This window comes from Chitinophaga ginsengisegetis (assembly GCF_900168065.1).
Classification (GTDB): domain Bacteria; phylum Bacteroidota; class Bacteroidia; order Chitinophagales; family Chitinophagaceae; genus Chitinophaga; species Chitinophaga ginsengisegetis.
On sequence record NZ_FUZZ01000002.1, the window covers coordinates 151,601 to 166,744 of the forward strand.

Consider the following 15,144-nt stretch of genomic DNA (forward strand, 5'->3'; position numbering starts at 1 on the left):
GAATTTAGGTGGAGATTTGTTAAAGAAGCAGGCGCCATTATAACAGCACAAACAGCCCCCAAAAATTCTAATGAAGAACACCCCAAAAGCACCTGCTTTAGATTTAAAATAACCCCAAAATAAAATGTCATGAGTTACCAGTTTAAAGGCAATTTAAAGGGCCTTCTGTGCGACAAATACTGCATAGAAGCCATTGCCAACGTTAAGATCAGGCTTTACCGGGCAGCCGTTTCCCGGGAAGTAATCCTGCAGGCCACTGCTGCGGAGAAAGAAACTTTTCACGAAGTATCTGCAGAAGAAGCCAAAAAGAAAGCCGGCAACCTGCTGGCAGAAACCCTCACGGATGCAGAAGGCAACTTCGCCTTTTCTCTCGGAAGAGAAAGTAAGTATGAAGGCGAAGCCTTTGAAATCGACTTCGAATGCGGCAATGTACCACGCCCCAAACCTTACCCCGGCACATTGCCTACCCTCCAGTTCCACATCACCACGCTCCAGCCACGGTGGCGCGGACAGGAAAATGATTTCTTCGCTTCCTGGGAATATGTAATCCCAAACCGCTGGTGGTGCCTCATCCGCGCTAAATATGATGCATGGGTGATCTGCGGCCGCGTGATCAACTGTAAAACCCAGAAGCCCCTGCAAGGCTTACGGGTAGCCGCTTTTGATGTAGACTGGCTCCAGGACGATCCTCTCGGCAGCCAGCTCACCGATGCCACCGGCCATTTCAGGATAGACTATACAATGGCCGACTTCAGCCAAACGCTCCTGTCGCCCTGGCTTAATGTAGAATGGCCCGCTGGCCCCGATCTTTATTTCAGCATCACGGAACCCGTATCAGGCGCCGTACTGCTAAAGGAAGACCGCAGCGTAGGCCACCGCGCCGACCGCACCAACCGCGGTCCCTGCTTCTGTATAGAACTCTGCGTACCAGACGATATCACTCCCAACAATGAAGTACCCGCCCTCTTTGAAAGAGTAGGCGCGTACGACATAGGCCCTACCGGCGCCCAGTTTGATGCACAGGGTTACACCACCGATGTACCCCGTCTCTCCTTCTACGGCCCGCTCGATCTCAACGGCACCCTGCCAAGCGGCACCAACTCCAATGAAATGGAATACCGCTTCCGCATTATCAATGCCGACACCAGCTACGAACTCAGCGCCACACAGGTGCTCAGCGCCCTGCTGCCATTTAAGATCGGCGAACTGCTGAAACAAACCGGCCCCACCACCTGGACGCACGAAGCGGTAATTGTTACCCCCGCCCTCAACAGCGCAGGTGAAGTATGGATTCCCGTACCGCGCGGCAATAACTTAACCACCGGTATCTTCACCCCTACCAATGGCGTACTGGCTATTCTCAATACTGCGCAGCTGGCACTCAATGCCGCCGGCACGGCCTTCGCAAGGGATAATTTTGATCTCACCGCACCCACTGTGCTCGTGGCCGGCAACGCCGTGCCACCCGCACAAAGAGCAGGCATCCATACTTTCAAAATTATCTTTGAAGCCCGGAAAGTAGGTACCACCACACTCACCGCCATCAATACACTGGAGAAAATTGTAGTATCCAATGTAAATTATAAACAAAGAAGACACCCGGGATGGGGCTACACCGGCGATGAAAATATCCTCGCAGCAGCCATGCTCGAAATCGGGGAAACTACCGGCAGCGGCCACGGCTGCGGAGGTATCACCACCACCGTTACCGCACAATACACCATTGCCCACCCGCATATCGAAGCATTCACCCTCCGCTTTGAAGGCAACCCCGTACTCCCGGCATCCTTCCACGGCGGCCCGCCACCGGCAGCAGCGGAATACCACAACAACAGCCTGGTATTCTCTACCGCCGGTATGGAACCCTGCGCGTATATTCTCTGGCTGGATCTGCAATTAGGTCTTACCAACGGCTATCAGAAAATACCACTGGTACATGATCATATTGCTTTCTGCAAAACAGCGTAACATAAAAAAGCAGCGAAGAAAATCTTCGCTGCTTTTTTTATCTTCTAATTTCAATTGTCACGCCCGTTTTAACACATAAAGGACCAGGAGTAAAGTGAAGTCGCCAAACTGCTCACGTAAACTTTCAAGCGCACGGTATATCAGCTTGTACGCGCCAACAATATTCATGTGCATAATGTCAGCGATCTCTTCATAGGAAAGATCCTCATAGTATTTCAGGAATACCGCTTCCCGTTGCCGGTTAGTTAAAATGTTGAGCAACATATCTACTTTGGCAGTAAGTTCCTCCATGCGTTCTTTCCTCACCATCGGATGCCCGCCAATCAGTTCCAGTTGAAAAGGAATATGTTCCCCACTCAACTCCTCTTCATGCCGCGAAGGGTTGTACTCCAGCTTACGAAGCAGGATACGCCGGAAAGAAAGATACAGGTACTGCTTTACCACCGCCGGACTTTCAATACGCTCCCTGTTTTGCCATAGCTTCAGGAAAAGATCCTGCATGCTTTCTTCTATGCATACATTATCGGGCGTAAATTTAAATCCGTAGTTCGTGAGCGGGGAATAATACAGTTCATATAATCCTTCCAGGGCTTTTACATCTCCTTCTTTATAGGAGTACCATAATTCATTATCATGCATGATGTTGGAATAATGGGATTAGTTCCATAACGAGGGGGCAAAATACAGTAAAAATCGTTTACGGCAAAATGCGTAACCGCTGCCGGGACGAAATTGACCGTTCTTCTTTTTTTGCTCTCAATGGTATAATAATTTTAGTTAAATTAGCCTTATACACTATGATAATGTACTGATGTAGATAAGATCCCCGGTAAGTTTTTGCTTTTTTATCAAGTCGGAGCCATCAATAATACTGCCGGGAAGGTATAGTGATATCAACCAGAATATAAGATTAAACCCTTATTGCCTCATATGCATTCAACCAAGAGATGTAGAAAGCTGGGTGCGTTTCCCTACCCTACATTGCCCGGATTATATTCAATTAAATCGCTGTTAACTATGAAGCTACTGTCCCTTTTTCTGCTCGCGCTTTCTTTGCAGGCAAGCGCCAGGGATTCCCTGGAAAAACTCCCGCCCGGCCCATTGCGGCAAACCGTGAAAGCGGCAACCCCTGTGCATGGCATTATCCGAAACAATAAAGGGGAACCATTACCCGGCGCCTCGGTAAAAGTAAAGGGTACTACAAGAGGCGCTATTACCAATACGGCAGGTGCATTTGACCTGGATGTACCGGATGGCGCCACGCTGGTAATATCTGCCGTAGGCTATAAAACCCGGGAAGTAAGGGCCACCGCTAACCTGGTTATTTCCCTTGAAGAAGATGTAACAGAGCTGGGAGGTGTGGTGGTAACCGGTTTCCAGAATATCGACCGTAAGAAATTTGCCGGCGCCGCCGTTACCCTCAAAGGCGATAATGTGAAAATAGACGGCGTACAGGATGTGAGCCGTATGCTGGAAGGCCGCGCTGCCGGTGTGAGCGTACAAAATGTTTCCGGCACCTTCGGTTCCGCCCCTAAAGTACGTATCCGCGGCGCTACCTCTATCTCCGGTGAAAACAAACCACTGTGGGTAGTAGACGGCGTAGTGCTGGAAGATATCGTAAACGTTTCCAACGAACAGCTCTCCAGTGGTAATATCAATACCCTCCTGGGTTCTGCCGTAGCCGGACTGAATGCCAACGATATTGAAACCTTCGATATCCTGAAAGATGCCGCCGCTACCGCTCTCTATGGCGCCCGCGCCATGAACGGTGTAATCGTTATCACCACCAAAAAAGGTAAGGCAGGCAGGGCCGCAGTTTCTTACACCGGCAACTTCGGCGTACAACTGAAACCCTCCTACGAAAACTACGATATCATGAACTCTGCCGACCAGATGTCGGTATACGCGGAACTGGAACGTAAACAACTGCTCCAGTATTCCGAACAGATCAACGAACCTACTTCAGGCATCTACGGAAAACTGGGCCGCCTCCTTCAATATCCCGATGGCAGCGACAAATTTTCTGTACTGAATACCCCGCAGGCACGGCAGCAATGGCTCATGCAATACGCCAACGCCAACACCGACTGGTTCGATATCCTGTTCCGGAATTCCCTCACACAGGAACACTCACTGAGCCTGTCTACCGGTAGCGAAAAGTCACAGCTCTATCTCTCCACCAGCTTCTACAACGACGCCGGCTGGACCATCGCAGATAACGTGAAACGATATACGGTAAACATGCGCGCCAACTATACACCTAATAATAAACTGAGCTACGGCCTCCAGATCAACGGTAACGTACGCCAGCAACGCGCACCAGGTACGGAAGACCGCGTATCGGACAAGGTACAGGGTACCTATACCAGGGACTTCGACATTAACCCCTTCTCCTATGCACTCAGCACCAGCAGGGCGCTCAGAGCATATGATGAAAACGGCCAGCTTGAATACTTCACGCGGAACTTTGCCCCCTTTAATATCATTGACGAAACGAGAAATAATTTTACAGACCTCAACGTCATCGATTTCAGGTTACAGGGCAACCTGAATTATAAATTCAATTCCCACTTCAACTACGACTTTACCGGCGCCATCCGCTACGCCCGGACAAGTGCGGAACATAAGTCAAACGAAAAATCCAATGAGGCCAATGCCTACCGCGCCAACGGCAACAGCATTATCAACCAGCGGAATCCATTCCTCTACAAAAATCCGGACTTCCCCAACGACCCTGCAGTAGTAGTACTGCCCTACGGAGGATTTTACCGGAGAAATGATGTGGAACTGAAAAATTATACTTTCCGTAACCAGTTTAACTATAACCAGTCGTTCAACGATGATGAACACCAGGTAGCCGCGCTGATAGGACAGGAAGTAAAATACGCCGATCGCCAAACGTCCAACAACATAGGCGTAGGTTATCAGTATAACAGCGGCGGAACACCCTTTGTAGATTATCTCTTCATCAAAAAAATGACAGAGAAAAATAAAACCTACTACGGGGTGAGCAACGACTACGACCGGTTCACCGCATTTTATGCCAACGCCAGTTATACCTATAAAAATAAATACACCCTCCAGGCCACCGTCCGCGAAGATGGTTCCAACAGGCTTGGCAGCTCACCCAACGCACGCTGGCTGCCTACCTGGACCGTTGCCGGTAACTGGAACATTGACCAGGAAAACTTCCTGAAAAATTCCTCAGCGGTGAGTCACCTGATGCTCAAAGCCAGCTATGGCCTGAACGCCAGCACCGGTGCGGCCACCAATACCACCGCCATCCTGCGGTCGTTTGTTACCGCCCGGCCATATCTTGCCGATCAGCAAACCGCCATTCTCATACAGGCACTGGAAAACTCGGATCTTACCTGGGAGAAAAAGTATGAACTGGACCTCGGCGCTGATATGGGATTTTTTGAAGAAAGACTCGGACTCACCTTCGACTACTACCGGAGAAAAAGTTTCGACCTGATCGGTTTGATTAAAACTTCCGGCGTAGGCGGACAGGTAAACCAATTCGCCAACTATGCCGATATGAAATCACATGGTGTGGACGTAGCGCTCACCGGCAAAATTATTGCACAAAAGAATGTGGGTCTTACCAGTACCCTCATCTTCAGCTATAACAATACCCTCATCACCAACGCCAGGAACAACCCCGTGATCTTCGACCTGGTAGGTGAAGGCGGCGGTGCTTTGGAAGGTTACCCTGTACGCGGCCTCTTCTCCCTGCAAAACGCAGGACTGGACCCATACACCGGCGTAGCACGCTTTATCAATGACACCGGCACCGTTTCGTCCGGCGTATACCTGCAAAGCCATAATGTGAAATACCTGAAATATGAAGGCCCCGCCGATCCAACCATCACCGGCGGATGGAGCAACACTTTCCGGTATAAGGATTTCTCCCTCAGCGCACTCATTACTTACCAGGCAGGAAATAAGATCAGGCTTACACCGGTATACACTACCAACTACACCGATTTTAACTCGCTGCCAAATGAGTTTAAAGGAAGATGGAGTTTACCCGGAGATGATAAGAAAACAAATATCCCCTCCGTGGCCGACATCTACACACAAACACATCTGCTGGATAATACCGCTTATCCGTATAACAACTATAACTTTTCCAGCGACCGCGTAGCAGATGGTGGATTTGTAAGATTAAAATCAGTGACCCTCAGTTACCAGATCCCCGCACCATTGCTGGGTCGCATCGGTTTAAAAGGCGGATCACTCACGGCTACAGGAAACAACTTATGGCTTATCTACGCCGATGAACGCCTGCACGGGCAGGACCCGGAATTTTATAATACCGGCGGGGTAGCAATGCCTGTCAACAAACAGGTAACCGTTTCACTGAGGGTAAGCCTTTAATCCAAAAAGTATTCATTATGAAAAAACTACTGATCTATATAGGCTTGTTTACCGCCGTACTAACCATACCTGGCTGTAAGAAGTACCTCGAAACACTGCCCGATAACAGGACGGTGATCACCTCACCGGAGCAGGTTACCCAGCTGCTCACTACTGCGTATCCGCATGCCAGTTATATGCTGTTTTGCGAAGCAATGAGCGATAATGTGGAAGACAAAGGCAACACCGGGGTAGGTATTGATCCGCAAACTTTCCTGATCAATACCCAAACTTTTAAGTACCAGGATGCAGATGATATTTCCGCCGATGGCCCTATTGCCTACTGGGACTCCTGTTATGCTGCTATTGCAGTGGCCAACCAGGCATTGTCCTACTGCAGCGGTCCGGACTCGGCAAATTATTCCGCACAAAAAGGAGAAGCGCTCGTATGCAGGGCCTATGCCCACTTTATGCTGGTTACCCTGTTTGCCAAAGCATATAACCCGGCTACCGCGGCCAACGATCCGGGTGTGCCCTACATGACCACCATCAGTACTTCCGTTTTCAATAAATATGACCGGAGCAACGTGGCGGCCGTATACCAGAAAATTGAAAGTGACCTCACCACCGGCCTACCCCTGCTGAAAGATGAACTGTATGCCAACGCGCCCAAATATCACTTCACCCGCCAGGCTGCAAACGCCTTTGCTGCACGGTTCTATTTATTCAAGCGGGATTATGCAAAAGTAGTAACACATGCCACCGCTGTTTTCGGCAGCGCCAACCCGGCTAACCTGATCCGGGACCAGGATGCATTCTACGGCATGTCTTACGATGATATGGTGGTATACTACAACCACGCATCTAATCCTGCCAATATTTTACTGCAGGAAGCACCCGGCACAAAATATCCGGACAACTATTACAGCTACCGCTATGGGATAGGCTCTGAAATTAACCAGGAATATTTCCTGTCGAACAACGTTACCGGCGGTAACCTGGCAGTCAGCATCTATGGTGCAGGTCCGCAGTATTTTAACTTCCCGAAATTCAAGTCGGACGTTACGGTGATGTCGCTCCTGAGCATGGATGAAGTATTACTGAACCGGGTTGAAGCTAATATCCGTTTAAAGAATTACAGCGCGGCTGTTACCGACATGAATACCTGGGTAAGCAAAAATATCTCAGGCTATAATCCAGCCAGCCACAACGTAACCATCGCAAAAATGATGTCTTTCTATGGCTTGCCACAGGATCAATCCATGATCGAAACTACGCTCTTTATGAAAAGGATCACTTACATGCAGGAAGGTCTGCGCTGGTTCGATATCCTTCGTCTCGATATCCCGGTAGTACACACAGGCTCACCCAATTTTAACACGACCCTGGTACCCGGCGATAAAAGGCGATTGCTGCAGCTACCGCCGGAAGCGGTGAACGACGGTATGGCATTGAATCCGCGATAATTCATCTGTTGTAAACCTTTTAAAATGAAACCAATGAAACTACATATCATCACCGGCATCTTCTTCCTGCTACTAATGGGGAGCGCGTGCAAAAAAGAAAAGGTGAACCTTACCACACCTCCCGTTGGACTCGGCGGCGACTCTACCGCCAACACGCTGGAAGATATCTTTATACATGATAGTCTGACTGTACCTTATAACATTGCCGTTTATTATAAATGGCTGCCCGGTCAGCTGGACTTTCCTTACGAAATTGTTCCGCCAAAGGCAGAGAAAATGATCCCGGCGCTAAAAGCCTTGCTGGCGGTTACTTTCAGACCTTATAATGATCAAACCGGCAGCACCGTTTTCCTGAGAAAATACCTGCCGAAAACATTTAAAGTAGCAGGTTCCGCACAATACCTGAGTAATGGTTCCATTATTCTCGGCCAGGCGGAAGGCGGTACTTCCATGGTGCTGTTTGAATTTAACAATTTCACCACCCAGGCAAAAGATTCCAATACGCTGAAACGGATGGGGCATACCATGCACCACGAGTTCGGCCACATCCTGAATCAGAATATTGTGGTGCCTCCTTCATTTAAACAGATCACACCACGGTACACCGGTAACTGGTATAACATCGCCGACCAGGAAGCGCGGATGGACGGGTTCATTACCGCCTACGCAGAGTCGGACCCGAATGAAGATTTCGTGGAAATGGTCGCGTCCCTCCTGATAGGCGCCGACAATGGCAACGATGGATACGACAACTATGAGAAAATTCTGGCCGATCAGACAGACGGTCCGGGAACATATGGATATGAAGCCATCAAAGCAAAAGAAGCAGCGGTGGTGGACTATTTTGCCCGGTCGTGGTCTATCGACTTTTATGCCCTGCAACGCAAATGCCGCAGAGCCCTGGCCGCCTATTATCAATAATTGTTGATCACCCTGAATTATTATTTATGAAAAAGATATGGATATATTATTTCCTCGGCATAGCAGTGATGCTCTCTGCGTGCGACAGGAAATCAGACCTTAATATAGATGGGATACCAACGGATGTGAGAATAGCACAGGCCCTGGCCACCTATCAGCAAAAGCTTACCGACGCCCCCTACGGATGGGTGGTTACCCAGTACACCAACGGTACCTCCACCAATGGCGGCGTTACCCGCAACGGGCCTAAAGCGGTATTCTCCTATTATATGAAATTCGATAAAAACAGCCAGGTGTCTATGCTGTCGGATTTTAACATTGGAGCTGCCACTGTTTTTAACAATACCGGCTACCGCATCAAAGCTAACCAACGCCCAACGCTGATCTTTGATACCTATAGCTATGTTCACCTTCCCTGCGATCCGGATGGTAGCATATCCAACAGTCCTTTCGGATCAGGCTTCGGATGGGGAACCGATTTTGAATTTTCTTTTGCAGACAACGTAGCCGCATCGGAACTGGGAGACACCATCCGTTTGAAAGGCAACCTGAATCAGGCGGAAGCGGTGATGGTAAAGGCCACGCAGGCAGAACAAACGCTGTTCACTACCAGCGGGTTCGGTTCTTACAGCACCTTCAATAAGATCCTCGAATATTTCAAACGGGTGAACGTTGGCGGCGTCATCTTCGAAATAACTCCCGGCGTAGGCGGCAGATCGTTCGATATTAAAACAACAGGCAGTCAAACTATTACCAATGTCGGCTGCCAGTTCGCGCCCACCAGCATCATACTACAGGAACCCGTTACTGTTGGTGGACTCACGGTTCGCTCCCTCGACAATCTCGTTTGGAATGCAGGCAGCCGCACCATCAGCGCCACTGTCAATGGTACTGCTGCTACCATTGCGCCCGCTCTGGCGCCGCTATCGCCGGAACCAGGTATCGCGATCGCCTTCTACAATGAAGGGCTCGACAACCCCTGGCTTACTATTCCGGGCTTCCACATCAGCGGAGTGGATGACGCTTACAATATCAGGGGACTTACCTTTCCGGGCCGAACCTACTACAGGTATGTATATTACCCGGGCCTGGTAGATGCAGGCGGTGGCGACTTTTACGATGTGTTGTCGCCGTTCTTCGTAGGAGCTACTAACGGCTACCCCTACCTGTTTGCGGGCGGAGTGGCGTATCCATATTTACAGAGTGGTGGCCGTCTTACCTTCGAAATGCTCGATGGTGGCGATCCAATCGTGAATCCTCCGGCCATTATTTCTACCAATAACGTTTTTAATACCGGTAAAACAGCGCCGCCTTATTTTGCCAACTCCGCAGGCTTTTATATTGTACGTAAAGCAGATGGAACTACAATGGATATGGTGACTGCCGGCGACGCACTGGGCTGGATATCATGGAACCACCAGTAATTTTATTATTAAAATTTTTATCAGATGAAAAAGATATTCTTCATAGCTGTTATAACCCTGCTGGGCGGCAAATTGGCACAGGCCCAACAAAGTACCCCGTCGCCGGTTAACCAGGTAAAGGAAGGCTATAAGCAAACAAGGGCCAATACCGATTATAGCATGATCTACCTGAGAAACATTGCGGTGACCGATGCGCAGAAACCACAGGTAAATAAAATAATACTGAATTATCTCGACGCCAAAAGAACATTGGCGCTGGCTAACAAACAAGACCTCAGCGTTTACAGGCAGCAGCAACCTGCCCTGTTCAACGACTTTAAAACAAAACTCGCCGCAGTGCTGAACAGCGAACAGATGTCCGCATTCATGGCGTCAAAGCCGCCACTCGACGATAAGAAAAACCTGTTAAGAGGATTATTCTACTAAAATAAAAAACGGAGGGGATCATTCCCCTCCGTTTTCACTTGTATTTTTCTTGCCGAGAATTTCCGCGCGGTGCTGCTCTCCCCACTCTTTCATTGCACTAATCACCGGCGCCAGTGTTTTGCAGTAAGGCGTAATGTCATATTCCACTGTCACCGGCCGCGTATCGCACACCGTACGACTTACCAGTTTATGCATTTCCAGCTCCTGCAATTCCTTTGAAAGTACCCTCGGTGAAATGTTTAATTCTTTCACCAACTCACGGAACCGACGCCTGCCTCCTTTATAAAATGTTAAAAGTAGCAACAGCTTCCACTTTCCGCTGATGGTTTCTAAAGTATCTCTTACAGCCATCCCGGCTGATTTGCATTCCTTTTCACTTAAATGTTCCATGTCAGTATCCTTTTTGTAACCGGTTACACGAGGCAAACATAACCATTCCGGTACTATTTTCGCTCAACGGATGCCATCCAATTGCATACATGAAAATACTTTGCCAGCTACTTTCGGTTTTACTGATTGCCCTCATTCTTATTGCCGCAGGCGTGCCTCATACAGCCCTCATTATTTCACCGGATGCTTTGGACAGCCTCCCCGCTGATACTTTGCCCATCGCCTCACCCGATAGCATGGATGCCCCCATCCATTACAAAGCGAAAGACTCTATCGTAATGCAGATACCCAAAAAACGTATACTCCTGTACGGTAGCGGCGATACCAAATACAAAGAAACCAACATCACCGCGGAACGTATCAGCTTCGACCAGGAAAACGGCATGGTGGAAGCCACTAAAGTAAACGACACCGCCGGCAAAGCCATTGGCCGCCCTGTTATGACCGACAACGGGCAAAGCTTTGAGTCAGATACCATGCAGTTTAATATTACCACCCGTAAAGCAAAAATTTATAATACCCGGTCGGTATACGGAGAAGGATTTATCACCAGCCAGCAGTCCAAACGGATGCCGGACAACACCATCTTCGGCTTTAAAAATACATTTACCACCTGCGATCTCGATACCCCGCACTTCCAGTTCCGCGCCCGTAAAATAAAAGTGATCCCCGATAAACTGGTGATCTCCGGTCCGGCTAACCTGGAAATTGAAGGCATTCCCACACCTTTGTTTATCCCGTTCGCCATTTTCCCCATCACCCAGGGACAACGCTCAGGGATACTGCCGCCACAATACGTGGTGAACCAGCAAAAGGGAATCGGCCTGGAAAACGGCGGGTACTATCTCGGCCTGGGCGACAACTTCGACCTCACTACCCGGATAGACCTCTACTCGTACGGCAGCTGGGGGATCAAGGCCAGTCCTACCTACCGGAAAAGATATAAATACAACGGGGGCTTTAACTTCGACTTTGCCAACACCCGCTTCGGCGACCCGGAAGTAAAATCAGAGTTCAGTACCTCGAAAGATTTCCGCGTAACCTGGAACCACAGTATGGACAGCAAGGCCCGCCCTGGCGTGAACTTTGGTGCGGCAGTAAACTTTGGTACATCTTCCTATAACAAATACAATGTATTTGATTACAATACCCGCGTAAACAATAACATCGGGTCATCTATCACGTTCTCCAAAACCTGGCAGGGCAAACCCTATAACCTTACAATGGGATTGAACCATTCGCAAAACCTCAGCACCCGCGATGTGTCCATCTCTTTCCCGGATGCGACTTTCACCGTGAACACCATCTACCCTTTCCAGCCAAAGGAAATGGTGGGCGCACCAAAGTGGTACGAAAAAATTGGCATCTCTTATAATACTATCCTGCGTAACCAGGCTAATTTCAAGGATTCCCTGTTTGGAAAGCAAGCGATGTTTGACGCCATGCAAACAGGTATGCAGCACAATATCCCGATCTCGTTTTCTATCCCGGTGTTTAAAACATTTACGTTATCACCTGGCATCAACTACACAGAATACTGGTACACCAAGAAACTTATCCGCAAGTGGGACCCCAATAAAAAGAACCTCGGATCGGACACCGCGGGTGGCGCTATTGACACCACTTATATTCCGGGCTTTTACAGTGCCCGCGATATCAGCGCCAGCATGTCGCTGTCCACCGCCATGTACGGCATGTATACGTTTAACAAAAACTCGAAGATAAAAGCCATCCGTCATGTGATGCGGCCCACGATGAGTGTAAGCTACCGCCCGGATCTTTCCAGCCAGTATTATCATGAGCTGCAGTACAACAAGGAGGGCGACAAACAAATGGTGTCCGATTTCGATGGCGCCATCATAGGAGTGCCTTCCCCAGGCGCTTTCGGAGGTATTAACTTCGGACTGGATAATAACCTGGAGATGAAAGTATTCTCGAAAAAAGATACAACCGGACGTCATGAAAAGAAAATAAAACTGCTGGATGGTTTTGGGATCAACGGCAGCTATAACCTGGTAGCCGACTCCTTTAAATTATCTACGTTCAGTTTATATGCCCGCACCAACCTGTTCGATAAACTGAATATCTCCGCCAGCGGTAACCTCGATCCCTACCAGGTAGACGCCCGCGGCCGCCGCCTCGATAAATACGTATGGCAGCAGGGCAAAATCAGCCTGGGTCGTTTAACCAATGCCAGCGTTTCCCTGAGCACTTCGTTCCAGTCGAAGGATGCAAAGAGCAAGGAAAAGGAACAGAAGATCGACTCTTTGGAGAATGTACAGGGCGCAGACGCCGCTTTTGCGGCACAACAGCGGCAGTTGCAGATGGTGCGTAACAATCCGGGCGAATACGTGGATTTCGATATCCCCTGGCGCATAGATCTTTCTTATAGTTTATCTTATACCAACACCATCATCCCCGACTCTGGCGGCGTGGTAAAGCGGATCACCCAATATGTGAGTTTTAATGGCGACTTTAGTCTCACACCCAAATGGAAGATCGGTTTGAACAGTGGCTTCGATTTTACCAACATGCAAATCGCGTACACCAACATGTATATCTCGCGCGACCTGCACGATTTCAATCTCTCCATCAACCTGATTCCGTTTGGTACTTACCGGCAGTTCAGTTTCACCATCAGCGCCAAAGCCAGCATCCTGAAGGATTTGCGGCTTAACCGATCCAGGCAGTTCTATGATCAGTAGAACAACACCTTTTCCAGTGTTCCTACTACCGCCGCAATTTCTTTATTGTTGAGCGACGCAAAACCCAAACGCAGCGCATTCTGCGACGAAGCGCCGTAGTGGTATTGCTCGCCGCTTGTCATCTGCAAACCAAGTGCTGCTGCCTTTGCTGCAATTTTCTTCAGCGGATATTTTTTGGAGAAGCGCAACCAGATAGCCATTCCGCCGGAAGGAACCGTAAACTTCACCGCGTCGCCAAGTTTGGTGCGCAATAAGTGACAAAGCAGATCCCGTCTTTCTTTATAAATTTTATTTGATTTTTTAAGATGCCGGTCGATGGTACCATCCTCAAACAGATTGGCCAATGCCTGCTCGGAAAGGTTATCCCCGCGCAGGTCCATCAGCCGGCGCAAGTCGGCGGCGGCCTTAATAAAATCCGCAGGCGCAATCATAAACCCGATACGGATAGACAGCCCCAGCGACTTTGTAAACGACCCGATATAAATCACATTACCGCCATGATCCGCACTGGCCAATGGTAAAATTGGCGCCGAGCTATAGTGAAAATCATAATCGTAATCATCTTCTATCACCGGCAGTTTATACTTCCGGATAACCGCCAGCAGCTTCATTCGCCGCGCTGCACTCAGCGTAACCGTGGTAGGATGGTGATGATGCGTAATCAGGTACAGCATCTTTATTTTCCGTTTGCTGCATAATTGTTCAATCATATCTACATCAATCCCCTCTTCATCTACCGGCACCCGTAACAGCTGTGCGCCCCGTTGTTCAAAACAGAGGTCCGCGAAAAAATAGTTCGGACTACCAACAATCACCAGGTCATCTTTTTTGATGAGTAATGCAGCAGCCAGGTAAATAGCCATTTGTGCGCCGCGGGTAATCATGATATGCGGCAAACTGATATTTAATCCGCGGGTATCAGAAAGATACTCCATCATTTGCTTACGCAGCGATTCCAGGCCAGTAGCGCCTCCATACATCAGCAGCTTGTGATACCGCGGGCTTTCAATCACCGAACGGCATTCCTTTACCCAGTCGGTAAGAGGCGCCAGCCGTGCATCCGGGAAGCCATCATTGACGACCAGTGCACCGGTAACCGGCTTCACACTGGCCAGCGTTATGGAAGGAACCTGATGAAACGAAAACGCCGCCGCATCTTCATAAGGAGATACCGCGCCGCGATAAGTCCGGGGTCGTATTACCGGTAAATTGCCTGCTACCATCACCCCTTTGCGCGGTACCGCCACCAGCCAGTCCTGGCTTACCAGCTCATCATACGCTGCAATCACCGTTTTCCGGTGCAGCGCCAGTTGTAACGCCAGCACCCGGCTGCCGGGCAGGTATAGCCCCGGCTTTAAGATCCCTTCCTGGATAAGCCCTATGAGCCGGTTGGCGATTTGCTGGTACACCGGCAGCTTCAGCGTTTTATCTGTTTGTATGAGCGTTTTAAATGGCAGCATCTGGACTACTTAACAATTGTAAAGT

General features: G+C 49.2%; 10 protein-coding genes. 7 read left to right on the top strand and 3 right to left on the bottom strand.

From position 1 onward, the window contains the following. The first annotated feature begins 129 nt into the window (after positions 1 to 129). Positions 130 to 1,968: a hypothetical protein gene (locus B5Z18_RS14345; protein WP_079470176.1), complete on the top strand. Its 1,839-nt coding sequence runs from the start codon at positions 130 to 132 to the stop codon at positions 1,966 to 1,968. 57 nt (positions 1,969 to 2,025) lie between these two features. Here B5Z18_RS14345 and B5Z18_RS14350 read toward each other — a convergent pair whose 3' ends face one another. Next, positions 2,026 to 2,607, bottom strand: coding sequence for an RNA polymerase sigma factor (locus B5Z18_RS14350; RefSeq protein WP_079470177.1), 582 nt, complete (start codon positions 2,605 to 2,607; stop codon positions 2,026 to 2,028). A gap of 378 nt (positions 2,608 to 2,985) precedes the next feature. On the opposite strand from B5Z18_RS14350, the gene B5Z18_RS14355 reads away from it, so the two are divergent. The 5 genes from B5Z18_RS14355 to B5Z18_RS14375 are packed head-to-tail and all read left to right on the top strand — an operon-like array spanning position 2,986 to position 10,564. Continuing rightward, positions 2,986 to 6,348, top strand: a complete 3,363-nt coding sequence (locus B5Z18_RS14355; RefSeq protein WP_227024475.1) for a SusC/RagA family TonB-linked outer membrane protein — start codon at positions 2,986 to 2,988, stop codon at positions 6,346 to 6,348. A 17-nt stretch (positions 6,349 to 6,365) separates the two neighbouring features. Then, a complete protein-coding gene (locus B5Z18_RS14360) occupies positions 6,366 to 7,793 on the top strand; it encodes a RagB/SusD family nutrient uptake outer membrane protein (protein ID WP_079470179.1) in 1,428 nt (475 codons plus the stop codon). Positions 7,794 to 7,826: 33 nt separating this feature from the next. Continuing rightward, positions 7,827 to 8,714 carry a substrate import-associated zinc metallohydrolase lipoprotein gene (locus B5Z18_RS14365; RefSeq protein WP_159454307.1) on the top strand — a complete coding sequence of 296 codons (888 nt, stop codon included), beginning with the start codon at positions 7,827 to 7,829 and terminating at the stop codon, positions 8,712 to 8,714. Between the two features lie 26 nt (positions 8,715 to 8,740). Beyond that, entirely contained in the window at positions 8,741 to 10,138 is a 1,398-nt protein-coding gene (locus B5Z18_RS14370; RefSeq protein ID WP_159454308.1) for a DUF4302 domain-containing protein, read from the top strand. 24 nt (positions 10,139 to 10,162) lie between these two features. Continuing rightward, complete coding sequence (locus B5Z18_RS14375) at positions 10,163 to 10,564, top strand: hypothetical protein (protein ID WP_079470182.1); 402 nt, start codon at positions 10,163 to 10,165, stop codon at positions 10,562 to 10,564. Between the two features lie 18 nt (positions 10,565 to 10,582). Here the strand turns inward: B5Z18_RS14375 and B5Z18_RS14380 are convergent, their stop codons facing one another. Beyond that, complete coding sequence (locus tag B5Z18_RS14380) at positions 10,583 to 10,954, bottom strand: winged helix-turn-helix transcriptional regulator (RefSeq protein ID WP_079470183.1); 372 nt, start codon at positions 10,952 to 10,954, stop codon at positions 10,583 to 10,585. A gap of 89 nt (positions 10,955 to 11,043) precedes the next feature. On the opposite strand from B5Z18_RS14380, the gene B5Z18_RS14385 reads away from it, so the two are divergent. Next, positions 11,044 to 13,659, top strand: a complete 2,616-nt coding sequence (locus tag B5Z18_RS14385) for a putative LPS assembly protein LptD (protein ID WP_079470184.1) — start codon at positions 11,044 to 11,046, stop codon at positions 13,657 to 13,659. Here the strand turns inward: B5Z18_RS14385 and pdxR are convergent. Next, positions 13,653 to 15,119, bottom strand: coding sequence for a MocR-like pyridoxine biosynthesis transcription factor PdxR (gene pdxR, locus B5Z18_RS14390; protein ID WP_079470185.1), 1,467 nt, complete (start codon positions 15,117 to 15,119; stop codon positions 13,653 to 13,655). The two genes, B5Z18_RS14385 and pdxR, sit on opposite strands and share 7 nt — an antisense overlap. Positions 15,120 to 15,144: the final 25 nt, after the last annotated feature.

Coding starts and splice junctions, on each gene's coding strand:
- B5Z18_RS14345 (WP_079470176.1), top strand. CDS start 130: ATGAGTTACCAGTTTAAAGGCAATTTAAAGGGCCTTCTGTGCGACAAA.
- B5Z18_RS14350 (WP_079470177.1), bottom strand. CDS start 2,607: ATGCATGATAATGAATTATGGTACTCCTATAAAGAAGGAGATGTAAAA.
- B5Z18_RS14355 (WP_227024475.1), top strand. CDS start 2,986: ATGAAGCTACTGTCCCTTTTTCTGCTCGCGCTTTCTTTGCAGGCAAGC.
- B5Z18_RS14360 (WP_079470179.1), top strand. CDS start 6,366: ATGAAAAAACTACTGATCTATATAGGCTTGTTTACCGCCGTACTAACC.
- B5Z18_RS14365 (WP_159454307.1), top strand. CDS start 7,827: ATGAAACTACATATCATCACCGGCATCTTCTTCCTGCTACTAATGGGG.
- B5Z18_RS14370 (WP_159454308.1), top strand. CDS start 8,741: ATGAAAAAGATATGGATATATTATTTCCTCGGCATAGCAGTGATGCTC.
- B5Z18_RS14375 (WP_079470182.1), top strand. CDS start 10,163: ATGAAAAAGATATTCTTCATAGCTGTTATAACCCTGCTGGGCGGCAAA.
- B5Z18_RS14380 (WP_079470183.1), bottom strand. CDS start 10,954: ATGGAACATTTAAGTGAAAAGGAATGCAAATCAGCCGGGATGGCTGTA.
- B5Z18_RS14385 (WP_079470184.1), top strand. CDS start 11,044: ATGAAAATACTTTGCCAGCTACTTTCGGTTTTACTGATTGCCCTCATT.
- pdxR (WP_079470185.1), bottom strand. CDS start 15,119: ATGCTGCCATTTAAAACGCTCATACAAACAGATAAAACGCTGAAGCTG.